Source organism: Arthrobacter sp. U41 (assembly GCF_007679325.1).
In the GTDB taxonomy this organism is placed as follows: domain Bacteria; phylum Actinomycetota; class Actinomycetes; order Actinomycetales; family Micrococcaceae; genus Arthrobacter.
Window position 1 is genome coordinate 1,216,250 of the sequence record NZ_VEGI01000001.1, and the last position, 22,658, is coordinate 1,238,907.

The window sequence follows — 22,658 nt, forward strand, 5'->3', positions numbered from 1 at the left end:
CAGGAGCGTGCCTCAGGTTGGTGGCCGCCATGGCGAGGCGGCCGGCCGCCCCTGGCTGCTAAAGCGGGCAGTCCGGGGCGAATTCTGTGGGGGGGTAACTAGATCTTGCTGACCTGGTTGAAGGCCAGCGTGACCGGGGTCTCGCGTTCGAAGATGGAAACCAGCACCACGAGGGTCTGGGAGTCCACCTTGATTTCGGAGATCGTGGCCGGAAGGGTCTCGAAGGGGCCTTCCTTGACGATGACCGACTCGCCAACTTCGAAGTCGACGTCGACCTGCGCGGCGGCGTGCTTGACCGGCTTGCCCTTCTCGGCCTGCTCTTCTTCGAAGACCGGGGCGAGCATGGAGAAGACCTCGTCAAGGCGCAGCGGGACCGGGTTGTGGGCGTTGCCCACGAAGCCGGTGACTCCGGGGGTGTGACGGACGGCGCCCCAGGAGGCGTCCGTCAGGTCCATGCGGACCAGGACGTAGCCGGGGATACGGACGCGGTTGATGACCTTGCGCTGAGCGTTCTTGATCTCAACGACTTCCTCCATCGGAACCTGGATTTCGAAGATGTAATCTTCCATGTCCAGGGTCTGGATGCGGGTTTCAAGGTTGGCCTTCACGCGGTTTTCATAACCTGCGTAGGAGTGGATGACGTACCAGTCACCTTCCTGGCGGCGCAGCTTGGCCTTGAATTCATCGGCCGGATCAACCTCTGCGGCGGCGGCAGCAGCGGCCAGCGCGTCGCCGGACTCGCCTTCAGCCTCTTCGCCGGAGTCGGCGTCCGCCTCAGCGGATTCAGCCGTATCAGCAGCCTCGTCAGCGGCGTCGGATTCGGGCGCAGCAGACGCGGCCTCGGACTCTTCCCCGGCTTCCACCGCGGCATCCTGGCTCTTATCCAGCTCAGTCTCAGTTACCTCGAGCTCCTGCTCTGACACTTGGTCTCCTGCTTCCTCATTGCCTAACATGCCTATTTAAATGACTCAATTCCGCACACCCCGCGGATCCCCCGGAATCCCGGTGGTAATCCACGCAGTCTGCGGACCGGTCGCCTTAGCTGTCCGTGGGGCCCGTGCCGCCGAAGACCCAGCCCACGGCGGTCCCGAAGGCCAGATCCAGCAGGGTGACGATGAGCATCATGATGACCACGAACACCAGCACCACGAGGGTGTAGTTGATCAGTTCCTTGCGGGTCGGTGCGACGACCTTCTTCAGTTCGCCGATGACCTGGCGGACGAAGAGCGCGATTCGAGCGAAGAAGCCCGCCTTGGGGGCGTTCTTGGCGGGGCGGCCACTGGAGCTGCTTGCAGCCGTTTCGGTCACCTGGTCCTCACTCATCCTCGCAATGTCGGATACCCGGCTCTGAACTGAACCATGGTTGCTGCGCTTGTTCCGGAGAAACCGGAACAGCTTGCGCAGGGCAGACAGGACTCGAACCTGCAACCTGCGGTTTTGGAGACCGCTGCGCTACCAATTGCGCCACTACCCTATGGATCGAAAATCCGGTTCCGGCCCGTTTCCCCAGACTTTCCTGAGGCGCAGACCATTCATCGTGTTTTCAACACCGGAGAACCAGTCTACGCAACAACTGCGCCTACGTCGAACCGGCCTCACCGGACGCTCCGTGTCACCGGGAAAATAAGCCGCGAAGTCGCCACTGCGTGCGCAGTCACAATTCCCGGCCGGCACCCCGGACCGTCCGCAGATCAGCATAGAGTAGATTTCGTCGAATCCCACAAACAGCCCCTGAGGCTGCTAGCGAAGAATGGACCCGCGATGCCTGCCGCCCGCATTTCCCAGCGAATCTCCGCCATAGCCGAATCCGCCACGTTGGCTGTTGATGCCAAGGCGAAGGCACTGAAGGCGGCCGGCCGCCCCGTCATCGGCTTCGGCGCCGGGGAGCCTGACTTCCCGACCCCCGGGTACATCGTGCAGGCAGCCATCGAAGCCGCCGGCCAGCCCAAGTACCACCGCTACTCTCCGGCCGGCGGGCTGCCGGAGCTGAAGCAGGCCATCGCGGACAAGACCTTCCGGGATTCCGGCTACAAAGCCGAGGCGTCCCAGGTGCTGGTCACCAACGGCGGCAAGCAGGCCGTGTATAACACCTTCGCCACGCTGCTGGATCCGGGCGACGAGGTCATCGTCCCGACGCCGTTCTGGACCACTTACCCGGAAGCCATCCGGCTGGCGGGCGGCGTCCCGGTGGAGGTCTTCGCCGGACCGGAACAGGAGTATCTGGTCACGGTGGAGCAGCTCGAGTCTGCCCTCACCGACCGCACCAAGATCCTGCTCTTCGTCTCCCCGTCCAACCCCACGGGCGCCGTGTACTCCCCGGAACAGGTCAGGGAGATCGGCCAGTGGGCCGCCGCCAAGGGCCTCTGGGTGGTCACGGATGAGATCTACGAGCACCTGACGTACGACGGCGTGCCCTTCACCTCGATTGCCACGGCCGCCCCGGAGCTGGGCGACAAGGTGGTCATCCTCAACGGTGTTGCGAAGACCTACGCCATGACCGGCTGGCGTGTGGGCTGGATGATCGGCCCGGCCGATGTCATCAAGGCCGCGACCAATCTGCAGTCGCACGCCACCTCCAACGTCTCCAACATCCCGCAGATGGCAGCCCTCGCCGCAGTGTCCGGCCCGCTGACCGCCGTCGATGAGATGAAACTCGCCTTCGACCGCCGTCGCAAGGCCATCGTGGCCGGGCTGAACGCCATCGAGGGCGTGGAATGCCCGACGCCGAAGGGCGCCTTCTACGTCTATGCCGACGTCCGCGCCCTGCTCGACAAGGAGTTCCCCAGCGCGAACGGTCCGGTCCGGCCGTCGACGTCGGCCGAGCTGGCCACCCTGATCCTGGACGAGGTCGAGGTGGCAGTGGTTCCGGGCGAGGCCTTCGGCCCCTCCGGCTACCTGCGCCTCTCCTACGCCCTTGGCGACGAGGACCTGGCCACCGGCGTCGCCCGGCTGCAGGACTTCCTCGGCAAGGCGAAATAGCACCCCAACCCCCGTTGCGCTATCACTTAGGGTCCTTATTCCCGTGCGATAAGGACCCTAAGTGATAGCGCATCGTTGGTTAGAGGAGGCGGCGTTCCGCGGCCCAGCGAGTGAGTTCGTGCCGGCTGGAGAGCTGGAGCTTGCGCAGCACCGCCGAGACGTGGGTTTCCACCGTCTTGATCGAGATGAACAGCTCCTTGGCCACTTCCTTGTAGCTGTAGCCGCGCGCGATCAGCCGCATCACTTCCAGTTCGCGGGCGGACAGCCGGTCCAGTTCGTCATCCGCGATGTCCGCAGGCGCCGTACCGAAGGCATCCAGCACAAAGCCCGCCAGCCGCGGCGAGAAGACGGCGTCCCCGCCCGCGACCCGGCGGACGGCGTCGGAAATTTCCGCTCCTGAAATGGTCTTGGTGACATAGCCGCGGGCCCCGGCCCGGATCACGGAGACCACGTCCTCGGCCGCGTCCGAGACGCTCAGGGCCAGGAACCGCGTGCTGCCCAGCAAAGGCGCGGAACCGGCCAGCACGTCGCGCCCGCCGCCGCCGAGTCCGCCCGGCAGGTGGACATCGAGGAGCACGACGTCGGGACGCACCGCCGCGATCACGGCGGTGGCCTCCTCCACCGTCCCGGCCTCGCCGGCCACCACGATGTCCGGATCCAGGTCGGCTTTCAGGCCGGACCGGAAAATGGCATGGTCATCCACGATCACCACCCGGATCCCCGGCGCCGGGCGCCCCGCTTCGGTACTGGTCACAGTCTTGCCTCTCCGTTGCTGTTACTGGCGGCGGCCGCTGACGCAACCGCTGACAGGGGAAGCCTGAGCCGGACCTCGGTGCCGTCCGTGCTGCTGGTGATGGTGGCGGTGCCGCCGTGGCGGTTCATCCGGCCGACAATCGACTCGCGTACGCCCAGCCGGTCGGCCGGGACGGCGTCGGGATCGAAGCCGGGGCCGCGGTCCTTGACGAAGACCTCCGCAGCATCGTCCGTGACTTCCAGGTAGACCGACACGGCGCCGCCGCCGTGCCGGGCGGCGTTCAGCATGGCCTCGCGGGCGGCCTGGACGAGGGCCTCGTGGCGTTCGGACATGGCGCAGTCGCCCACAGTGACCACCTCGACGGCGTGGCCCAGGGAGTCTTCCACCTCAGCCGCCGCGGCGTTGATGCCCTCGGAGAGCTGCCCGGCGTCCTTGCCCGGATCCCGGTACAGCCAGCCCCTCAGTTCGCGTTCCTGGGCGCGGGCCAGACGGACGACGTCGGTCTCGTTGCCGGCGCGCCGCTGGATCAGGGCCAGTGTCTGCAGGACCGAGTCGTGGAGGTGGGCGGCGATCTCGGCCCGTTCCGTGGCGCGGACCCGGCCGGCGCGCTCCGCCTCCAGATCGCGCCAGAACTTCAGCCCCCAGGGCAGGAGGACCAGGGCCACACCGCCCAGCACCGCGACCGAGGACAGCAGGGCTAGCCAGGTCTGTTCCCAGGACCCGGAGCCTGACACCATGACCAGGACACCGGCCACCACGAGCGCCAGCCCGGCCGCGAGACGGGCCCAGCCACCGGCCTGGTCCGCCTTGGTCTTGTCCACGAGGCCCGCCCGGCGCGTCTCGTCCAGCTGCATCCAGGCGATGGCCGCGCCGCCCAGGATGGCCGCCACCGGAATGAGCGTCCCGAGGGGCACATCAACGCCGAGCACGCGGGCGATCAGGATGCCGGCGGCCAGCAGCAATCCCGCGCCCAGCAGGATCTCCTTGCCGTAGCGCATGCCGGTGACCCGGTTCCGCCACGAATCGGCAGGAACGGCGCCCGCCGATTCGGATGCCGCCTGGGGCGGCGCCGCCGGGGACGTGGCCGCCGTCGGGGGCGGCGCGAAGGGTGCGCTCACCGCGGGGGCTATGGGCGACGCCGGCTGCCGGGCATTGCGCTTGGCGCTTTCGTCCGCGGTGGGAACCATGATCCAGAGCCAGGCGTAAAAGACGACGCCGGCACCGCCGGCGAGCGCTGCGGCCGCCATGCCGAGCCGGACCATCCGCACCGGCCAGCCGAGGTGGCGGGCGAGGCCGGTGCAGACCCCGGCGATCACGCGATCGCCGCCGCGGACCAGCGGCGGGCGGGAAACGGCGGTTGTCATGACTCAATCCAAGCACGGATCAGGGTTTCCCGGACCCGTTTCCAGCGCTAACCGGGGGCCACTCAGGGACATTTCAGGGTGTTCCCCAGTAGAGCGGACGGGTCTCAGGCGGAAGGATCGAAGTATGAACCCGCACACTGACCATCCCGCTGAAGGCAGCGACCCCTCCGGCAGCACTGCCGGGCAGCCGGCAGGGCAAAAGCCAGCGCAGCCGGCAGAGCAGCAGACAGAGCGCCTGACAGGACACCCGGCAGAGTCCGCCGACGAAACCGCCGCCCGTGCTGGCGCCGCTTCGCGGCCCGCTGCCGACACCTCGGCCACCCTCCCGGTGGAGACCACGCCCACCGCCCCGGTGGGAACCTCGGCCACCCTCCCGTTGGATCTTTCGGCGGGCACCGGACCGACAGGGTCCGCCGGCGGTGGAGCGCTTCCGCCCCCGCCACCGCCGCCGTACTACGGCCCGACGCCCCCGCAGCCCGGCAGCCAATCGCTGACGTTCTTCGACTGGATCCGCAGCCAGGGCATACAGCGGGGCCGCGACCGCTGGGTGGGCGGTGTCGCCAGCGGCATCGCCCATCGCTTCGGGGTGGACCCGCTGATTGTCCGCGGCATCCTGATCGTCCTGACGGTCTTCGCGGGCGTCGGGGTCCTGCTTTACGGCATCGCGTGGGCGCTGCTGCCCGAACCCGACGGCCGCATCCATGTCCAGGAAGCGGCGGCGGGCCGGTGGTCGTCCGGCATGACCGGCGCCCTGGTCACCACGGTCATCGGCTTCCCCAGCCTGGGCGTCGGAGTCTGGGGCTGGGACCGCTACGGCTTTGGCGCGTTCATCTGGACGGTCTTCTGGGTGGGGGGCGTCATTTACCTCATCTACTACCTGACACAGCGCAACAAGTCCCTGAACGGAGTCACTCCCATGTCCTCGAGTCCGCAGGCAGGCGGCCCGGCGGACCCCTGGTATCCGCCAAACGCCGAAACGCCGGCGTCCTCGGCGATGTCCGGGACGTCGGCAATGTCCGCAACGCAGTCAAAATCAGCGACGCCGTCAACGCCGGCGGCTCCGTACGCCGGCTACGGTGGCTCGGATGCGCTGCCCCGCTACGGCGAGTCAACGGTGCCGGGCCCGGCCTGGGGCGCTCCCCCGCCCTCGGGTCCCGTCCCTCCCCCCGGCGGCGGCTACCGTCCCGTCCCCGGCGGCAGACCCGTCCCGCCGGCCAAAGCCCGGAGTTTCGGCCCCGGCGCGCCCGCCGTCGCGGTCACCACCGGCCTCGCCCTGCTGGTGGGCGGCAGCATCAAGGCCCTCGACGTCGCGAACGTGATTGACCTCGGCACCTCCAGCAACGCCGTCGTCTGGGCCAGCGCCGCGGTGGTCCTGGGCCTCGGAATCCTCGTCGCCGGACTCAGGGGCCGTACCTCGGGCATCCTCGGCTTCTTCGCCGCGGTGGCGCTGATCGTTGGTGGGATCTTCAACGTGCTCCCCAACGGCGACCGTTTCCGCCCGCAGAACGCCGACTGGTCACCGGCGAGCATCCAGCAGGCCCGGGATGGGTTCGACATCACGGCCGGCACCGGGACCGTGGACTTGTCCGGGGTCCCGCTCAACCCGCCGCTCAGGACCGATGTGGTGGTCCCGATCGAGGCCACGGCGAGCAACCTCACGGTCATCATTCCGGACAACGTTCCGGTGGAGATCCGCGCCGACATGACCATGGGCAACCTCAATGAGGGCAGCCAGAGCCACGGCGGCATGACCACCCGGGAAAGCACCTACAACACGGGCGAGCCGGGAGCGACGCTGATCGTGGAGATCGATGGCACTTTAAGCAACGTCACCATCAAGGAAGGGAACTGACATGAGCAGCTACGACGCACCGGCCGGCAGCCCGGACAGCGATAGCCCGGCCACTGCCCCCCGGCCCGACGGCCCGGAGTTTGAGGACGATTCCCCGGCCCGTGTGGGCACCATCGTCTGGGGGCTGATCGTGGTGGCCCTCGCCGCGCTCATCATCGTCTCCCAGCTCGGCATTGTGGCCCTCAACGGCACCTACGTGGCGATCGGACTCATGATCGGCGCCGGGGCAGCCCTCGTGATCGGCGGGCTGCTTTCGGCCCGGGGACGTGACAAACAAGCACCGACAGGGAAGTCTTGAACCATGGAAAAGTTCTTCAGCACCGTCAGGGGCCTCGGCCTGAAACGTGGTCCGCAGCGCTGGTTGGGCGGTGTCTGCGGCGGGATCGCCGCCAAGCTGAACGTGGACGTCGCGTTCGTCCGCATCGCGTTCCTGCTCTTCGCGCTGCTCCCCGGACCAGCCTTCGTGTTGTACCTCGCGGCCTGGCTGCTTCTGCCGGACCAGCGGAACGCCATCGCCCTTGAGACGTTCCTGGCGAAGCGCTCGGCCCGGCCCTGAGCACCCGTTAGCGGGAACCGGAAGTGCCCCTGCCCCCGCGGCAGGGGCACTTCTTCGTTGTAACGGTTTGTGTCCTGCCACACATGCGCCACTAGACTCTAGGTGAGCTCAGCGTGGCGCTCTGCCTGTAAACGCCTGTAAACCTTCGAGCAAGGATTTGAGCCGAAACATGAAAATTGGAATCCTCACCAGCGGCGGAGACTGCCCCGGACTGAACGCCGTCATCCGTGGCGCCGTCCTGAAGGGCATCGCCGTCCACGGCCACGAATTCGTGGGATTCCTGGACGGGTGGCGCGGCGTCGTCGAGGCCGACACCATCGACATCCCCCGCACCATGGTCCGCGGCATTGCCAAGCAGGGCGGGACCATCCTGGGCACCTCCCGCACCAACCCGTTCGAAAACAACGGCGGACCCGAGGTCATCAAGGCCAACATGGACCGGCTGGGCATCGACGCCCTCATCGCCATCGGCGGCGAGGGAACGCTGGCAGCCGCCAAGCGGCTCACCGACGCCGGCCTGAAGATCGTGGGTGTCCCCAAGACGGTCGACAATGACCTCGACGCGACGGACTACACCTTCGGCTTCGACACCGCCGTCGAGATTGCCACCGAGGCGATCGACCGCCTGCGCACCACGGGAGAATCCCACCACCGCTGCATGATCGCCGAGGTCATGGGCCGCCACGTGGGGTGGATCGCCCTGCACGCCGGTATGGCCGCGGGTGCCCACGCCATCCTGATCCCGGAGCAGAAGGCCTCGATGGAGCAGATCGCCGAATGGGTGGTCTCGGCCCGCGACCGCGGCCGCGCGCCGCTCGTCGTCGTCGCGGAGGGCTTCGTCCCGGACGGCCAGGAAACACCGCATTCCGAACGGGGCCTGGACACGTTTGGCCGCCCCCGGCTGGGCGGGATCTCCGAGCGGCTGGCGCCGGAGCTGGAAGCCATGACCGGCATCGAAACCCGCGCCACTGTCCTGGGGCACATCCAGCGCGGCGGAGTCCCCACGGCGTTCGACCGCGTGCTCGCGACCCGCCTGGGCATGGCCGCTATCGACTCGGTGGTCGAAGAGCGCTGGGGCACCATGGTGTCCCTCAACGGCACCGACATTGTCCATGTGGGCTTCGACGCTGCGCTCGGCAATCTCAAGACGGTCCCGAAGTACCGCTACGACGAGGCCGCCGTCCTCTTCGGCTGAGCCGGGCGCCGGAGCCGCCACGCCGGTGGGTAGGGTGGAGCCATGACACTTGAGCCCGGTTCGGTCGACATCATCCAGCTCGCGTGGGCCCGCCGGCTGGAGCTCGACGACGGCGCGTTGGCCGCCGCCGCGGGTGACCGCATCACCCGTGCGGATGAGGCAGCCCGTTCCGTCCAATTCATCCGCTTGTTCGGCAACTCCGTTCTCGTCGGCCCCCAGTGGGCCCTGGACGCCGCCGTCGGGCTCTCCGACGAGGAACTCGCGCAGCACGTCACGCTGTTGACCATCACCCGGGCCTACGGCGGCCACGGGCTCGGCGCCGCCGCGCTGTTCTTCGCGGACGACCTCCCGCTCAAGCAGCCCTCCGAGGAACTGACCGTCTCGCACGGCAATCCCGAGGCGATCGAGCTGGAAGCCGCCTGCCCGCCGGACGACGTCAACGAAGTGGGCCTCTCGGACCTCGAGCACCGCTTCACCGTCATGCATCTGGACGACGGCCGCCGGACCCCGGTGGCCTGCGGCGCCTACACCGAATGGGAAGGCATCCTCGCCCAGATGGGCGTGCTGGTTGCTCCGGAGTGGCGCCGGCGGGGGCTGGGTTCACTGGCCGCCTCCATTGCGGCCCATGAGGCGCTTGCCTCGGGCCTGACCCTCCAGTGGCGCTCCGATGTCAGCAACAAGGGCTCCCTGGCCATTGCCCGGAGCCTGGGCTTCACCCCCGGTGGCATCCAGACGAGTGTGCTGCTGGGCTGATCCCAGCCCGCACTGGTGGCGCCTCAGCGGGACCGCGCCCCGGCCCCCTCGGTGCCCGACGACGTTGCCGGCAGCACCCCGGGTGTTCCCCAGCCCTGCAGCGGCTGCGGCTTGGCAAAGAACAGCGCCACCGCCGCACCGATGAGAATAACGGCAGCGGGAAGGAGGATGGACTGGGCCATCGCCGTCGAGAATCCCTCGCGCAGCGACTCCGGCAGGGGCCCGCCGAACGACGTCGGCCCCGCCTCCCCGGATCCTCCCGGAACCGCGGGGAGCTCCGCGGCGAGCCGGGCCTGGATCAGCACCGCGATGGCGGCGCTGCCCAGCACGGCCCCGATCTGGCGGGTTGTGTTGTAGACGCCGGCGCCGGCGCCGGCGAGCCTCGGCGGCAGGTTCCGGGTGGCTGTGGTCCCCAGCGGCGCCCAGATACCGGCGTTGGCGAATCCCAGCACGGCGCTCGGCAGCAGGAACAGCAGGATTGGCGTGTCCGGGTGCATCAGGAGGCCGTTCCACGCCAGCGCCACGGACATCAGGAGCAGGCCGGATACGGTGATGAACTTCGGGTTGACCCGGTCGATGATCCTGCCCACCACCGGGGCCAGGCCCCCGGAGATCAGCGCCATCGGCACCATCATCAGCGCCGATTCGGTGGGTGTCAGGCCCCGGACCAGCTGGAAGTAGAAGATCAGCGGCAGCGTGAAGGCTGTCACCGTGAAGCCGACGGTGGTGATGCCGATGTTCGCCAGGGAAAAATTGCGGTCCTTGAACAGGGACAGCGGCAGCAGGGGTTCGCCCTTGTTCATCTTCTGCCACAGCACAAACACCACCAGCACGGCAATCCCGGAGATGATGAGCCCCCACACGGTGATGGGCCCGGCGATGGTGCCCCAGTCGTAAGTCTCGCCCTCCTGGATTCCGAACACCAGCAGGAACATCCCGACGGCGCTGAGCAGCACGCCGGGGATATCGAACTTGTGCGGGTGGGTGCTGAGGGCCGGGACGTAGCGCAGGGCCAGGAAGAACCCGATGACACCTACCGGGAGGTTGATGAAGAAGATCCACTCCCAGCCGAGGCCATCGACGAGGACACCGCCGAGGATCGGTCCCACCAGCGTGGCGAGGCCGGCGGTGGCGCCCCAGATACTCATCGCCGCCCCGCGCCGGTCGGGCGGGAAGATCCTCGTGATGACGGCCATGGTCTGGGGCGTCATCAGTGCGGCACCGAAGCCCTGGAACACCCTTGCCAGGATCAGGGTGTTCACGTCGCCAGAGAGTCCGCACCAGAGCGAGGCGGCGGTGAAGACCACGAGGCCGGACAGGTACAGCCTCTTCGGGCCAAAGCGGTCGCCCAGCCGGCCGGTGATCAGCAGCGGCACGGCGTAGGCCAGCAAGTAGGCGCTGGTCACCCAGATCACCGAGTTGATGTCGGCGTTGAGGCCCTCCATGATGCTGGGGTTGGCCACCGAGACAATGGTGGTGTCGACCAGGATCATAAAGAACCCGATCACAAGGGACCAGAGTGCGGGCCACGGCCTGGCGACGAGTTCCATGGGATTCCTTTGGGTCAGGGTGCTGCCGTGGACAGGCGGACGGGTCAGCCTAGCAGCGCAAGGATGTCCTGCCGTTGGAACATCTGCGCTGCTGCCCGGGCGGAGGGCGTGCCGGCGTCGGGGTCCGCGCCGGCCGCGACCAGCGCCTGGACCACGTCCGGGTAGCCCTTGAAGACGGCTCCGGCGAGCGGCGTCTGGCCGCGGTCGTTGGCGGTGTTCGCGTCTCCGCCGTGCGCCAGGATCAGCCGGACGGTTTCCGCGTGGCCGTGATAGGCCGCGAGCATCAGCAGGGAGTCACCGGCAGCGTTCGTCATGGCCGCCGGCGCACCGGCGGCCAGGTACCCGGCGAGCAGCGCGGTGTTGCCTTCCCGGGCCGCGTCAAAGAGGGCATGGGCCAGAGCCAGGGTTTCTGCGTCCGGCGCACCGGGGTTGTCCGCCGTCATCGGGTCCCCCGCAGGAAGCCGGTCTGGCGTCCCACCACCTGGCCTGCATCGGGCGCCACGATGACTTCCTGCGCGGCGGTGTAGGGCTCCTCGCCGTCCACAACAGTCAGGACGTCCTCGGGTGCGACCGAGCGTTTGACCACGGCCAGGGCCACCGGCCCCATTTCGTAGTGCTGCGCCACGGACGTCACTGTGCCCACCTTGCGGTCACCGGCACGGACCTCGCTGCCCACGGCAGGCATGGTGTGCTGCGAGCCGTCCAGCTGCAGGAAAACCAGCCGGCGCGGCGGGTGGCCCAGGTTGTGGACCCGGGCGACGGTTTCCTGGCCCTTGTAGCAGCCCTTGTTCAGATGCACGGCGGTGCGGAGCAGGTCCAGTTCGTGCGGGATGGTCTTGTCGTCGGTTTCGGCGCCCCAGCGCGGCCGCCACGCCGCGATGCGCAGCGCTTCGGCTGCCCACACTCCGGCGAGCGGGCGGTCGCCGACCGTGGCCTCCAGGGCCGAGGCCGGGACGAGGTACTCGAACCAGGGCCGTTCGAGGCCGGGGTGGGCGTCTTCCCCCACCACGGCGTAGGAGTAGCCGCCGGCGCCGACGTGCGGCCAGGGGTCTTCCCAGACCAGCAGGGCGGACCATTCCGGTACCCTGCGGGTGGTCCCCAGTACGGCCCACTCCCCCGACACGTCGGCGATCTCAACGCGGAGCATGAACTTCATCTTGTTGAGCCATTCGGCCAGCGGCCCGGCCTCTGCCGCCTCGACGATCAGCCAGGTGGTGGCGCCGTCGTCCACCACCCGCGCGTCGAACTCGATCCGGCCCTGGACGCTCAGCAGCAGCAGTTCGCTCGACTGCCCGGGCGCCAGGTTGGTGAGCTGCTGGGAGGACAAGGTGTTGAGCCAGCTCAGCCGGTCCGGTCCGGTCACGGTGACGACGCCGCGGTGGGAGAGGTCCACGACGGCGGTGCCGCCGGCCAGCGTCCGCTGTTCGCGCAGCGGTTCGCCGTAATGGGATGCGACGCCGGCGTCAGCACCGCCGGCTTCGACCGCGCCAGGGCGCGCCAGCAGAGGGCTCTTGATAGTCATATGTAGTAGAAGTCCTCAGGGGTCAGCGGTATTCCGGATTCTCGAAGTCAAACCTGGTGCCGGCTTCCCATGCCTCGGGCAGGTTTCCGTAGGAGGGGATGCCGCCTGCGTCCTTGAGCATCCGGGCCAGGTGCAGCAGGTTCCACGTCATGAAGGTGGCGTTGCGGTTGGTGAAGTCGCTCTCCGGGCCGCCCGAGCCTTCATCGAGGTAACTGGGGCCCGGCCCCACGGCGCCGATCCAGCCGGCGTCGGCCTGCGGCGGGATGGTGAAGCCGATGTGCTGGAGGCTGTACAGGACGTTCATGGCGCAATGCTTGATGCCGTCCTCGTTGCCGGTGATCAGGCAGCCGCCCACTTTGGGATAGAAGGCCCACTGGCCTTTGTCATTGAGCTCGCCGGAGTGCGCATAGAGGCGTTCGATGAGTTTCTTGGTCTGCGAGGAGTTGTCGCCCAGCCAGATTGGTCCGGCGACAACGACGATGTCGGCGTCGCGGACGGCCGGGTAAAGCTCGGGCCACTCATCGGTGGCCCAGCCGTGCTCGCGCATGTCCGGGTACACGCCGCTGGCGATGTCGTGATCCACCGTCCGGATGACCTGTGTGCTGACACCGTGCTTGTCCATGATCCGGCGGCTGACATCGATCAGGCCCTGCGTGTTGGACGTCTCCGGGGACTTCTTGAGGGTGCCATTGAAGAACACGGCCTTGAGGTCGCTGAAATCGGCAGTTGGTGCAGCTGTGGCATTCACTTTGGTACTCCCTGCGGGTCGCTATGGACAACGGAAAATCAGTGAGACCCTCAACCCCGGCGGCATGGCGGCGGCCGTTCAGCCGGCCAGGTGCGCGCGACCGATGTGCTGCGCGCGCGGGCCGGTCAGGTGACTTTGTGGAGGATGGCCGACGCGTGGGCCTCCAAGCCGCTGCCGCCCGCAGGGCCCTTGCCGGTTGCCACGTCCCAGCGCCAGAGCAGGTTGCCGTCCACGAGTCCGAAGATCCTGGTGGCGGCTGTGTACTCCTTGGAGTGGCTGCCGCGCATCACCATGTCTGTGCTGAGCTGGATCTGCGGCCCTTTGATCTGGCCGTAGTAAAGCTCGGAGATCCCGCCGGGGTGGGAGATCGACACGGAGATGTCGAAGCCGCCGTCCTCATTGCGCAGGGCTTCGACTTCGTCGGCGCTCTTGAGCACGGGAACGATGTCGGCCGGGATAAGTCCGGGACCGCCGTCTTCCTCGCGCTGCTTGCGCTCCAGGGCCCAGAAACCGGTTTCGACGGTCAACGGGCGCAGCCTGGTTCCTTCGTCGTCGGTCAGCCAGCTTTCCGCGCGGTACTGCAGGTACGGCAGGCCGTTGTGCGTGAAGGACACGTGCTGCACGAAGTGCTCGGAATCCTCTTCCCCGGCCCCCAGCCTGCCGCGGCCCTCCCACTCACCAATGAGCCAGGACAGGGGAACGATTTCGGGTGTCAGATCTGTAGGAATCTCAATCGGCACAGCAGCTACCTCTGGAAACGACGGGACTTTGCGGGGCGTTTACTTCTCGTTGTTACTTCTGGCCTTTGAAGAGGCGGTACACAACGAAGCCGGCAAACCAGGCCATGGCCAGGCTGGCAACGCCGAGGAGAACAAGGAAGAAGATTTCAAATGCAAGTACGGACATGATGCCATCCTAACGCGTTAGTAGATGAGTAGTTTGTCTATGAAGTACGCCAGCGAGCCGACGGCGGCGACCGGACCCAGACCCATTCCGAGGGCCGCCGCAAAGCTTAGCGATTCACCGCGAAGGATCACCAGGCGGCGGAAGCTCACCAGCACGGCGCCCACCACCACTCCGACGATCACGGCGGGCAGCACGGCGATGTCGGAGAAGACGAGGCCCGCGAGCGGACCGGCCAGCCCGGCACCGATGACACCCAGCGGCGCCACCACCCGGTCCGGCCAGCGGATCAGTCCTGCCAGCAGGGCGATCGCTGCGCTGATCGCCGCGACCAGGAGCATCTCGCGGACACCGTTAAAGCGGAAGCATGCAATCCAGCCGGCTCCCAGGCAGGACAACATCACGCCCGCGCAGGACCCCAGCGTGGACTCCAGACGCTGCGCCTGACCCGTTCCTCGGATCAGCTGCATCACAAAGACGGCCATCACGCCCGCGGCCATGAACGACGGCGTCCAGTCCAGGAATCCCGGGGCGGGGAGGTACGTGGCGGTAATGGCGGAGCCAATCCCGGGCAGCCCGATCAGGACGGCCAGGGTTTTCCGGGCGGGAATGCCCAGGAAATGCGGCCAGCCGATCCCGACGCCGACGGCGGTGAGCACGCCCACTGCCAGGAGTGCCTCCGGCGAGGAGTACGACGCACCGACAATCGCGGCGAGTCCGGCCAGGCCAATGACACCGATGGACCAAGACCTCACTTCTTACCCGGCATCTGTTTATCCGTCATCCGTCTTCCGGTCATCGTCGTACCTTCGCTCACTGCGGACCCCAATTCGACCTGATTGCGTCAGGGGGCTGCGGTCCCCGACGGATCAATCCTGCCCTATATGACCGATTTGTGTCGCCACAGGACTGGCCGGAGGTGACGGAACCATGGCCGGCAAGGGTCGTTTAGGTATACTCGGACTCAGCTACAGACGCCCAAAGATGCGCGGACACCCCTTGGAGGAAACATGTCGCACATCCTGCTACTGACGAACAGCACCGGCTCATCGGTGGACGTCCTGCCTGCTCTGGAATTGTTGAACCACCGGGTCCACATTCTCCCCGCGGAACCGACCGCGCTGCTGGAGACCGACCCCTGCGACATCGTCCTGCTGGACGCCCGCAAAGACCTCGTCGGCGCACGCTCCCTGACCCAGCTGCTCAAGGCCACCGGCCTGAGCGCCCCGCTGATGCTCATCCTGACCGAAGGCGGCATGGCCGCCGTTTCCTCGGCATGGGCCGTGGACGACATCCTGCTCGAATCCGCCGGGCCGGCCGAGGTGGAGGCCCGCATCCGCCTGGGCGTCGCCCGGGCCGTGCCGGATCAGGACGATGCCCCGACCGAAATCCGCGCCGCCGGCGTTGTCATCGACGAAGCCAGCTACACCGCCCGGGTCAATGGCTCGCCGCTGAACCTGACCTTCAAGGAATTTGAACTGCTTAAGTACCTGGCGCAGCACCCCGGCCGGGTGTTCACCCGCCAGCAACTGCTGACCGAGGTCTGGGGCTATGACTACTACGGCGGCACCCGCACCGTGGACGTCCACGTCCGGCGGCTGCGGGCCAAACTCGGCGCCGACCACGAGAACCTGATCAGCACGGTCCGCAACGTCGGCTACCGCCTGACCCTGGTCCGGCATCCGGAAGAAGAACTCACCGAGGCCTAGACGCGGGCGCGTCACAGAGCTGCCATGCAACAGGGCTGACATGCAGAAAGCCCCGGACTTGGGTCCGCGGCTTTCGCTGTTCTTCAGTGGAGGACATACGGGTCGAACGTATCGAGGCCACCCCAGTGGTGGATCCCCCTCGCATCCGGGCTGACGGTTCGGGAACCAAGGTTCCGCGCCGAACAACCGGACGAGAAAAGACTATACGTAACTGGACCGGAAAGTTCAAAACCGGCCCGGGACCGGCGGCAGCGTATAGCCTTACACCATGAGTCCTGCGCACCCTGAGAACTGGCCCGTGCTCGCCGCCAAAGGAGCTGCGGATCCGCAGCTCCTGAAGGACGTGAAGGCCCTCGCCGCCGCCGCGGAGGAGTCCGATGGCAACCCGCCCCTCTCCGAACAGACACTCGTGACGCTGCGCGCCTCGGACGCCGACGCCGGTGCCCACACGGTGCTCACGCTCGCCCTATACAGCCCCGACGAGAAATCCGACCCGGCAACGGCGCAGGACCTGGCCGGGGTCGCCGTCGTCATCGAGGAACCGGACGGCACGGGCGTGCTGGAAATCGCCGTCCATCCCAGTTACCGCAACCAGGGCGTGGCGGACCGGCTGGTGGGCGAGCTCAAGAAGACCCGCGGCTTCACGGGCCTCAAGGCCTGGTCCCACGGCAACCACGAGGCCGCAGCCGAGCTCGCCGCGCGCTACGGCTACGGCCCCGTCCGCGAGCTGTGGAAGATGCGGCTCACCAGCGCGACGGCGGAACTGCCGGACGTCCCGCTGCCGGAGGGGGCGACCTTGCGCGCCTTCGTGCCCGGCCGGGACGAGGATGCGTGGCTCGCCGCGAACCGGGCCGCCTTTTCGCACCATGCGGAGCAGGGGAACATGACGCGTGCCGACCTGGATGCCAGGATGGCCGAACCGTGGTTCGATCCTGCCGGGTTCCTGCTGGCCGTCGACTCCGCGGACCGGATCCTCGGCTTCCATTGGACGAAGGTGCACCCCCGGCACGGCGACCACCCGGCGATCGGCGAGGTGTACGTGGTGGGGGTGACCCCCGCTGCCCAGGGCACCGGGCTGGGGAAGGCCCTGACGGTCGCCGGCATCCGGCACCTCCAGCACAAGGGCCTGCACGCCGTGATGCTCTACGTCGACGCGGACAACATTCCGGCCGTTTCGCTGTACCGGCGGCTGGGCTTCACCCGCTGGGACGTCGACGTCATGTATGCCCCATTGGAAGGGCGTTAATCCAATCGGCAGACATCTGGTTGCCCCCGCGGGAAATCTGCGCCCTCCGACAGCCGTGCGCCGTCTGAATGCTTGTAAGGTTGAAGCTAAATCGCGCCAGCATTAGGAGAGACCATGCAACGGGAATCTGCCCGGACCGCCACGTCTGAGGCCACCACGACGGACAAAAAAGTCCGTCCCGCGCGTGCCCAGTTCGGTTCCTCCGAAGTGCCTGCCTCACGCGCCACCCAGGACCGGATCGACATTCCGGAATTCGCGCCCAACCTGGAGCCGGAGGGCGACTTCAGCCCGGACCGCTTCCTGGACCGCGAACTGAGCTGGCTCGCCTTCAACGCGCGGGTGCTGGAACTCGCCGAAGACCCCGACCTGCACTTGCTGGAACGCGTCAGCTTCCTCTCCATCTTCGCCTCCAACCTGGACGAGTTCTTTATGGTCCGCGTTGCCGGGCTCAAGCGCCGGATCGCCACTGGCCTGGCCGTCCCCTCCCCTGCCGGGCTCAGCCCGGTGCAGGTCCTCGAGCAGATCGGCGAGGAGGCCCACCGCCTGCAGCAGCGCCACGCCCGCGTCTACGCCGAGCAGATCCGTCCGGCGCTGGCCTACGAGCACATCCACCTCATGCACTGGGAGGAACTCGATTCCCAGGCCAAGGACCAGCTCAGCGCCATGTTCGCCGAGAAGGTCTTCCCCATCCTGACCCCGCTGGCCGTGGACCCGGCCCACCCCTTCCCCTACATTTCGGGGCTCTCACTGAACCTCGCCGTCGTGGTCCGCAACCCGGTCAGCGACAAGGAACTTTTCGCCCGCCTCAAGGTGCCGGACCAGCTCCCCCGGCTGATCTCCATTGACGGCCCGCGCGCCGGGTCGGTGCCCGGCCGGGTGGCGCGCTTCATCGCCCTTGAGGAAGTCATCGCCGTCCACCTGGACCAGCTCTTCGCCGGGATGGAGGTGTTGGAGCACCACACCTTCCGCGTCACCCGCAATGAAGACGTTGAGGTCGAAGAGGACGACGCCGAGAACCTGCTGCAGGCCCTCGAGAAGGAACTGCTGCGCCGCCGCTTCGGCCCGCCGGTCCGGCTCGAAGTCACGACGGACATCAACCCGAACATCCGGGCGCTGCTGATCCGCGAGCTCGGCGTAGAGGAATCCGAGGTCTACTCGGTCCCCGCCCCGCTGGACCTCCGCGGACTCTCGGTCATCGCAGGAATCGACCGGTCGGACCTGCATTACCCCAAGCATGTCCCGCACACCTCCCGCCACCTCAACGAATCGGAAACGTCCAAAGCGGCAAACGTCTTTGCGGCCATGCGGCGGCGGGACATCCTGCTGCACCACCCCTACGATTCGTTCTCCACCTCGGTGCAGGCGTTCCTGGAGCAGGCGGCCTCGGACCCGAAAGTCCAGGCCATCAAGCAGACCCTGTACCGCACCTCGGGCGACTCACCGATCGTCGACGCCCTGATCGACGCCGCAGAAGCCGGCAAGCAGGTCCTGGCCCTCGTCGAGATCAAGGCCCGGTTCGACGAGCAGGCCAACATCTCCTGGGCCCGGAAGCTGGAGCAGGCAGGCGTCCACGTTGTCTACGGCATCGTGGGCCTCAAGACCCACTGCAAGCTCTCCCTTGTGGTGCGCCAGGAAGTGGACGGCCTCCGCCGCTATTGCCACATCGGCACCGGCAACTACCACCCGCGCACGGCCCGCTACTACGAGGACCTGGGCCTCCTCACGGCAAATGAGCAGGTGGGCGAGGACCTCTCCCGGCTCTTCAACCAGCTCTCCGGCTACGCTCCGAAGTCGACCTTCAAGCGGCTCTTGGTGGCCCCCCGATCGGTCCGCTCCGGACTCATCGACCGGATCGAAACCGAAATCCGGAACGCCCGGGCCGGCCTCGCCGCCCGGGTCCAGATCAAGGTCAACTCGATGGTGGATGAAGCCATCATCGATTCCCTGTACCGGGCATCCCAGGCCGGTGTTCCCGTGGACATCATCGTCCGCGGCATCTGCTCCCTGCGTCCAGGCGTGCCCGGCCTCAGCGAGAACATCACCGTCCGTTCCGTGCTGGGCCGCTTCCTGGAGCACTCGCGCGTCTTCGCCTTCGCCAACGGCGGGGACCCCGTGGTCTACATCGGTTCGGCGGACATGATGCACCGCAACCTTGACCGCCGCGTGGAGGCCCTCGTCCAGCTCACCAGCGGGGACGATACGAGCTACGTCATGGACCTGCTCCGCCGCTACATGGATCCGGGCACCGCCAGCTGGCACCTGGACAACTCCGGGGAATGGACCCGCCACCACCTCTCCGACGACGGGCAGGGCCTCGCGGACATCCAGTCCTGGCTGCTCAACTCCCGTTCGCGGCAGCGCTCGTCCGGGCTGCGGTAGGGGCTCTGGCATTGAGTAGCGATGCACTGGTGGCCGACCAGTCAGACCATCCCGGCGAGGAAATTGCGGTGGTGGCTGCGGGTGCCGTTCCTTGGCGCGTCACGCCGGGCGGCAAGGACCTTGAGGTCCTCCTGATCCACCGTCCGCGGTATGACGACTGGTCCTGGCCCAAGGGCAAGATCGACCCCGGCGAGACGCTGCCCGAGTGTGCCGCGCGCGAGGTCGACGAGGAAATCGGGTTGAAAGCCCCGCTGGGCATCCCGCTGCCCTCCATCCACTACCACGTTCCCGCCGGGCTGAAGGTGGTCCATTACTGGGCGGTCGACGTCGACGGGGCGGCGCTGCTGCCGGACGGCAAGGAAGTGGACAGCGTCATGTGGTGCTCACCGGAGAAAGCGGCCCGGCTGCTGAGCAACCCCAGCGATGTGGGCCCGCTGGAGCATTTGGCGTCGGCCCATGCCCGCGGCGAACTGAAAACGTGGCCGCTCGTGATCGTGCGCCACGCGAAAGCCAAGCCGCGCTCGTCATGGTCCAAGGCCGAAGGGGACCGGCCCCTGGCCGCCACCGGCCTGCGGCAGGCGCAGGCGGTGGGGCGGCTGTTGCAGGCGTGGAAGCCCATGCGCGTTGTGTCCAGCCCCTGGCTGAGGTGTGTGGCCACCATCGCCCCGTACGCCAAGGCGACCGATGCGAAAGTGAAGCTGAACGAAGCCCTCACCGAGCACCGGCACGGCCGCCATCCGCACAAGACGGCCGCCGCCGTCGAAGGCCTTTTCGACAAGCAGCGGGCCGTGGCGCTGTGCACGCACCGCCCTGCCCTGCCCACCGTGTTCGCGCAGCTCGCAAAGCACATGGGCTCACGGTTGCGGGGCCTCCTGCCGGACTCCGATCCGTTCCTTGCTCCCGGCGAAATCGTGGTGTGCCACGTGGCGCACCACAGCAAGGACAAAGTGGTTGCGGTGGAGCGGTTCCGGCCCTTCGACGACTAAGGTCCTTGACCCTCCATTGCCCCGGCCGTAGTTTGTATCAAACACTTGATACATTGCCGCAGAATCTTTGGGGGATTTTATGCCGGTCCAGTCCGACCTGCCGCCGTTGCTGTTGCTGGGTCCGCTCCTCGCCGCCGTCGTTGTCTACCTGGTGTTGCGCTGGGTGATCTGGGCGCCGCACACGGGGACGTCTCCGGCGTCGGTGTCGGAGCACGCGCTGTGGGTGGGCGTCATCGGCTGGCTGGCGAGCTCCCTCCAGGGGGCGGTGAACGTGGGCATCATTCCGGCCAACCCTTCCACCGGCGCTGCCCTGACCACCGCCGGGACCATCCTGCCGGCGCTCATGTGGCCGGCCCTGGGCTGCCTGACGGTGCACGCCCTCGGCCAGATCAGTTACCCGGGCCCCCGGCGGATGCGGCGGCGCGCCGTCCTGTCCGTCCGGCGGATCCGCGATTTCCTGCCCCGCAGGCTGGGGTTGACCACGGCCGCCATCTTTGGCACCGCCGCCGCAGGTATCGCCGCGACTGCCACCCTCCCGGGCTTCGCAGCCGTGGCGCCCACCCAGGTCAGCGACGGCCAATCCACCTACTACAACGGCGGCGGCGACGGACGCATCCCCGGGCCGGAAGTGGCCGGCTGGCTCGGCGGCGCCCTGCTGGTGCTGGCCGGCGGGACGTGGCTGGTGCTGTGGCTGATCGCGAGCCGCCGCCAGCTGGAGACCCTCGACGCGGCGGACAACGCCGTCCTGCGGACCATCGCGATGAACCGGCTGCTTCGAACGGTCTCCACCGTGGCTGCCGGGTTGGCGGCCATCGCGGGGAACTTCGCGGCGCGGCCCGATCCCGCCCAGGGAATGACATCGTGGGCGAATCCGGCCGGCCTGGCGTCCACTGTGGTCCTCCTCGTGATGTGGTGGTGGCGGCCGCCGCGGCTCGCAGCCGCCGGACTGGGTGTCCGGAACCGCCCGGAACCAGGGACCGCCGGCGTCCGGCAGCACCCGGCCGCCAGGCTGGTGTCCTCCCTCGGCGCGCTGCTGGGGCTGGCCGCCGCCGTCCCGCTGCTGGCTGGCGTTTTCCTCAGCCAGGCCCTCGTGACTGTCGCCACGTACGGCTTTGCGGGGTTCGTGGCGTTGATGGCCGCTTCCGTGCTGCTGGTCATTGCCGCCGGCGAGCTGCTGCTGCAGCACAACTACGGCAGCCCGGACGCGCCGCACAGTTGGCCCCGCCAGCCGGTCAGCCCCGCCTTGCTGACAACCGCTGTCCTGGCGCTGCTCACCTTCCTCCTGGTCCTGGTTCTCACCGCGGCGGGGCAGGCCCGCCTCGGTGAAGACCCGGACTGGGTGCCCGTCGTGCTCCTCACCGCCGGAATTTTCGCTGTGTCCCTGCCCGCGGTCGTCACGGCGCGGCGGCGCCGGGGAATTCCCGGCGCCCCCGCCGGCCTGGACGCAGCCCTGCGCGCCATCACGGTCCACCGTGTGGTGCGGACCCTCGCGGCCACCCTCACCGCCCAGGCTGCCGTCCTGCTGCTGACCCGGAGCAACGCCTGGGCGGAGGTGCTGGGCCGGTCTGCGTTCGGAGAGACAGACCCCGCCGCGACGTCCTGGTGGCCGGCGATCGCGGCCGGAGCCGTCCTCGGGGTCGCGGCCACCGTCATCGCTGTCATCCCGGTACGAACCCTCGCCCGGCCGGCCGCGGCTCCTCCCCTGCCGCGGCAGGAAATCTCCGCATGACCGCAGGAATCTCCGTGGACCTGGGCTCGGCCACACCGCCGTACGAACAGATCAGGGCGCAGGTCGCCTCCTTGATCGCCCTCGGAGCACTGGCGCCGGGCACCCGGCTGCCCACAGTCCGGAGCCTCGCCGCGGACCTCGGCATCGCGGCCGGGACCGTTGCGCGGGCCTACCGGGAACTCGAACAGGCGGGGCTGATCGAGACCAGGCGCCGCAACGGCACGGTGGTCGCGGGGACGCCGGGGGCCGCGAACCCGCCCGGTGTCCCGGCGCCGGAGAGCATCGCCGGAGCGGTGAGCGCCGCCGTCGACCGCTACATTGCAGAAGGCAGGAACGCGGGATTCGACGACGCCGCCCTGCTGGCGATCCTGCAGACGAAGCTCAGCCAGCAAGACGGATACGGAGGGGAAGCCAGTTCTCAGTAGACTGGGAC

At 68.0% G+C, this 22,658-nt stretch carries 22 protein-coding genes and 1 tRNA gene; 12 read left to right on the plus strand and 11 right to left on the minus strand.

Annotated features, from left to right (window positions below; all coding sequences use genetic code 11):
• Positions 1 to 98 precede the first annotated feature (98 nt).
• The 3 genes from nusG to FS787_RS05570 all read right to left on the minus strand — a co-directional run bounded on the left by nusG (position 99) and on the right by FS787_RS05570 (position 1,474).
• The gene (gene nusG / locus FS787_RS05560) at positions 99 to 923 is read right to left on the minus strand and encodes a transcription termination/antitermination protein NusG (RefSeq protein ID WP_144671232.1); all 825 of its coding nucleotides are present in this window, start codon (positions 921 to 923) and stop codon (positions 99 to 101) included.
• 115 nt (positions 924 to 1,038) lie between these two features.
• Positions 1,039 to 1,323 carry a preprotein translocase subunit SecE gene (secE, locus tag FS787_RS05565; RefSeq protein WP_056426579.1) on the minus strand — a complete coding sequence of 95 codons (285 nt, stop codon included), beginning with the start codon at positions 1,321 to 1,323 and terminating at the stop codon, positions 1,039 to 1,041.
• 78 nt (positions 1,324 to 1,401) lie between these two features.
• Positions 1,402 to 1,474, minus strand: a tRNA-Trp gene (locus tag FS787_RS05570).
• Between the two features lie 287 nt (positions 1,475 to 1,761).
• Between FS787_RS05570 and FS787_RS05575 the strand changes: the two genes are divergently transcribed.
• Positions 1,762 to 2,979: a pyridoxal phosphate-dependent aminotransferase gene (locus tag FS787_RS05575; protein WP_144671233.1), complete on the plus strand. Its 1,218-nt coding sequence runs from the start codon at positions 1,762 to 1,764 to the stop codon at positions 2,977 to 2,979.
• 79 nt (positions 2,980 to 3,058) lie between these two features.
• On the opposite strand, the gene FS787_RS05580 is transcribed toward FS787_RS05575, so the two are convergent.
• Together FS787_RS05580 and FS787_RS05585 are read right to left on the minus strand one after the other, a co-directional pair.
• The gene (locus tag FS787_RS05580) at positions 3,059 to 3,733 is read right to left on the minus strand and encodes a response regulator transcription factor (RefSeq protein ID WP_260982409.1); all 675 of its coding nucleotides are present in this window, start codon (positions 3,731 to 3,733) and stop codon (positions 3,059 to 3,061) included.
• On the minus strand, positions 3,730 to 5,097 hold the full coding sequence (locus tag FS787_RS05585) for an ATP-binding protein (protein ID WP_144671234.1): 1,368 nt from the start codon (positions 5,095 to 5,097) through the stop codon (positions 3,730 to 3,732). Before FS787_RS05585 ends, FS787_RS05580 begins: the two co-directional genes overlap by 4 nt.
• Before the next feature lie 124 nt (positions 5,098 to 5,221).
• Here FS787_RS05585 and FS787_RS05590 point away from each other — a divergent pair, with 124 nt between their 5' ends.
• The 5 genes from FS787_RS05590 to FS787_RS05610 all read left to right on the plus strand — a co-directional run bounded on the left by FS787_RS05590 (position 5,222) and on the right by FS787_RS05610 (position 9,453).
• Positions 5,222 to 6,949: a PspC domain-containing protein gene (locus tag FS787_RS05590; RefSeq protein ID WP_144671235.1), complete on the plus strand. Its 1,728-nt coding sequence runs from the start codon at positions 5,222 to 5,224 to the stop codon at positions 6,947 to 6,949.
• 1 nt (position 6,950) lies between these two features.
• The gene (locus FS787_RS05595) at positions 6,951 to 7,247 is read left to right on the plus strand and encodes a hypothetical protein (RefSeq protein ID WP_260982410.1); all 297 of its coding nucleotides are present in this window, start codon (positions 6,951 to 6,953) and stop codon (positions 7,245 to 7,247) included.
• 3 nt (positions 7,248 to 7,250) lie between these two features.
• Positions 7,251 to 7,505: a PspC domain-containing protein gene (locus tag FS787_RS05600; RefSeq protein WP_144671236.1), complete on the plus strand. Its 255-nt coding sequence runs from the start codon at positions 7,251 to 7,253 to the stop codon at positions 7,503 to 7,505.
• A gap of 169 nt (positions 7,506 to 7,674) precedes the next feature.
• Positions 7,675 to 8,700: an ATP-dependent 6-phosphofructokinase gene (locus FS787_RS05605; RefSeq protein WP_144671237.1), complete on the plus strand. Its 1,026-nt coding sequence runs from the start codon at positions 7,675 to 7,677 to the stop codon at positions 8,698 to 8,700.
• A gap of 42 nt (positions 8,701 to 8,742) precedes the next feature.
• On the plus strand, positions 8,743 to 9,453 hold the full coding sequence (locus FS787_RS05610; protein ID WP_144671238.1) for a GNAT family N-acetyltransferase: 711 nt from the start codon (positions 8,743 to 8,745) through the stop codon (positions 9,451 to 9,453).
• A 23-nt stretch (positions 9,454 to 9,476) separates the two neighbouring features.
• On the opposite strand, the gene FS787_RS05615 is transcribed toward FS787_RS05610, so the two are convergent.
• The 6 genes from FS787_RS05615 to FS787_RS05640 all read right to left on the minus strand — a co-directional run bounded on the left by FS787_RS05615 (position 9,477) and on the right by FS787_RS05640 (position 14,931).
• Positions 9,477 to 11,003, minus strand: a complete 1,527-nt coding sequence (locus FS787_RS05615; RefSeq protein WP_144671239.1) for a DHA2 family efflux MFS transporter permease subunit — start codon at positions 11,001 to 11,003, stop codon at positions 9,477 to 9,479.
• A 44-nt stretch (positions 11,004 to 11,047) separates the two neighbouring features.
• Positions 11,048 to 11,446 carry an ankyrin repeat domain-containing protein gene (locus FS787_RS05620; protein WP_144671240.1) on the minus strand — a complete coding sequence of 133 codons (399 nt, stop codon included), beginning with the start codon at positions 11,444 to 11,446 and terminating at the stop codon, positions 11,048 to 11,050.
• Positions 11,443 to 12,525, minus strand: a complete 1,083-nt coding sequence (locus FS787_RS05625) for a folate-binding protein YgfZ (RefSeq protein ID WP_144671241.1) — start codon at positions 12,523 to 12,525, stop codon at positions 11,443 to 11,445. Before FS787_RS05625 ends, FS787_RS05620 begins: the two co-directional genes overlap by 4 nt.
• 22 nt (positions 12,526 to 12,547) lie before the next feature.
• Complete coding sequence (locus FS787_RS05630) at positions 12,548 to 13,273, minus strand: flavodoxin family protein (protein ID WP_144671242.1); 726 nt, start codon at positions 13,271 to 13,273, stop codon at positions 12,548 to 12,550.
• Between the two features lie 125 nt (positions 13,274 to 13,398).
• The gene (locus tag FS787_RS05635) at positions 13,399 to 14,013 is read right to left on the minus strand and encodes an FABP family protein (RefSeq protein ID WP_144671243.1); all 615 of its coding nucleotides are present in this window, start codon (positions 14,011 to 14,013) and stop codon (positions 13,399 to 13,401) included.
• A gap of 183 nt (positions 14,014 to 14,196) precedes the next feature.
• Positions 14,197 to 14,931 (minus strand): permease, encoded by a 735-nt coding sequence (locus FS787_RS05640; RefSeq protein WP_144671244.1) that lies wholly within the window; start codon positions 14,929 to 14,931, stop codon positions 14,197 to 14,199.
• A gap of 255 nt (positions 14,932 to 15,186) precedes the next feature.
• Here FS787_RS05640 and FS787_RS05645 point away from each other — a divergent pair, with 255 nt between their 5' ends.
• The 6 genes from FS787_RS05645 (at position 15,187) to FS787_RS05670 (ending at position 22,650) form a co-directional block, all read left to right on the plus strand.
• Positions 15,187 to 15,885 (plus strand): response regulator transcription factor, encoded by a 699-nt coding sequence (locus tag FS787_RS05645; RefSeq protein WP_144671245.1) that lies wholly within the window; start codon positions 15,187 to 15,189, stop codon positions 15,883 to 15,885.
• A gap of 268 nt (positions 15,886 to 16,153) precedes the next feature.
• Complete coding sequence (mshD, locus tag FS787_RS05650) at positions 16,154 to 17,131, plus strand: mycothiol synthase (RefSeq protein WP_144671246.1); 978 nt, start codon at positions 16,154 to 16,156, stop codon at positions 17,129 to 17,131.
• A 114-nt stretch (positions 17,132 to 17,245) separates the two neighbouring features.
• A complete protein-coding gene (locus FS787_RS05655) occupies positions 17,246 to 19,510 on the plus strand; it encodes an RNA degradosome polyphosphate kinase (protein ID WP_144671247.1) in 2,265 nt (754 codons plus the stop codon).
• 11 nt (positions 19,511 to 19,521) lie between these two features.
• On the plus strand, positions 19,522 to 20,496 hold the full coding sequence (locus FS787_RS05660) for an NUDIX hydrolase (RefSeq protein WP_144671248.1): 975 nt from the start codon (positions 19,522 to 19,524) through the stop codon (positions 20,494 to 20,496).
• Between the two features lie 79 nt (positions 20,497 to 20,575).
• On the plus strand, positions 20,576 to 22,225 hold the full coding sequence (locus FS787_RS05665) for a hypothetical protein (RefSeq protein ID WP_260982411.1): 1,650 nt from the start codon (positions 20,576 to 20,578) through the stop codon (positions 22,223 to 22,225).
• Positions 22,222 to 22,650, plus strand: coding sequence for a GntR family transcriptional regulator (locus FS787_RS05670; RefSeq protein WP_144671249.1), 429 nt, complete (start codon positions 22,222 to 22,224; stop codon positions 22,648 to 22,650). Before FS787_RS05665 ends, FS787_RS05670 begins: the two co-directional genes overlap by 4 nt.
• Positions 22,651 to 22,658 lie beyond the last annotated feature (8 nt).

Excerpts from the sequence above, each read along its gene's own strand:
- secE (WP_056426579.1), bottom strand. The coding sequence starts at position 1,323 with ATGAGTGAGGACCAGGTGACCGAAACGGCTGCAAGCAGCTCCAGTGGC.
- FS787_RS05575 (WP_144671233.1), top strand. The coding sequence starts at position 1,762 with ATGCCTGCCGCCCGCATTTCCCAGCGAATCTCCGCCATAGCCGAATCC.
- FS787_RS05585 (WP_144671234.1), bottom strand. The coding sequence starts at position 5,097 with ATGACAACCGCCGTTTCCCGCCCGCCGCTGGTCCGCGGCGGCGATCGC.
- FS787_RS05590 (WP_144671235.1), top strand. The coding sequence starts at position 5,222 with ATGAACCCGCACACTGACCATCCCGCTGAAGGCAGCGACCCCTCCGGC.
- FS787_RS05595 (WP_260982410.1), top strand. The coding sequence starts at position 6,951 with ATGAGCAGCTACGACGCACCGGCCGGCAGCCCGGACAGCGATAGCCCG.
- FS787_RS05600 (WP_144671236.1), top strand. The coding sequence starts at position 7,251 with ATGGAAAAGTTCTTCAGCACCGTCAGGGGCCTCGGCCTGAAACGTGGT.
- FS787_RS05605 (WP_144671237.1), top strand. The coding sequence starts at position 7,675 with ATGAAAATTGGAATCCTCACCAGCGGCGGAGACTGCCCCGGACTGAAC.
- FS787_RS05610 (WP_144671238.1), top strand. The coding sequence starts at position 8,743 with ATGACACTTGAGCCCGGTTCGGTCGACATCATCCAGCTCGCGTGGGCC.
- FS787_RS05615 (WP_144671239.1), bottom strand. The coding sequence starts at position 11,003 with ATGGAACTCGTCGCCAGGCCGTGGCCCGCACTCTGGTCCCTTGTGATC.
- FS787_RS05620 (WP_144671240.1), bottom strand. The coding sequence starts at position 11,446 with ATGACGGCGGACAACCCCGGTGCGCCGGACGCAGAAACCCTGGCTCTG.
- FS787_RS05625 (WP_144671241.1), bottom strand. The coding sequence starts at position 12,525 with ATGACTATCAAGAGCCCTCTGCTGGCGCGCCCTGGCGCGGTCGAAGCC.
- FS787_RS05645 (WP_144671245.1), top strand. The coding sequence starts at position 15,187 with ATGTCGCACATCCTGCTACTGACGAACAGCACCGGCTCATCGGTGGAC.
- mshD (WP_144671246.1), top strand. The coding sequence starts at position 16,154 with ATGAGTCCTGCGCACCCTGAGAACTGGCCCGTGCTCGCCGCCAAAGGA.
- FS787_RS05655 (WP_144671247.1), top strand. The coding sequence starts at position 17,246 with ATGCAACGGGAATCTGCCCGGACCGCCACGTCTGAGGCCACCACGACG.
- FS787_RS05665 (WP_260982411.1), top strand. The coding sequence starts at position 20,576 with ATGCCGGTCCAGTCCGACCTGCCGCCGTTGCTGTTGCTGGGTCCGCTC.
- FS787_RS05670 (WP_144671249.1), top strand. The coding sequence starts at position 22,222 with ATGACCGCAGGAATCTCCGTGGACCTGGGCTCGGCCACACCGCCGTAC.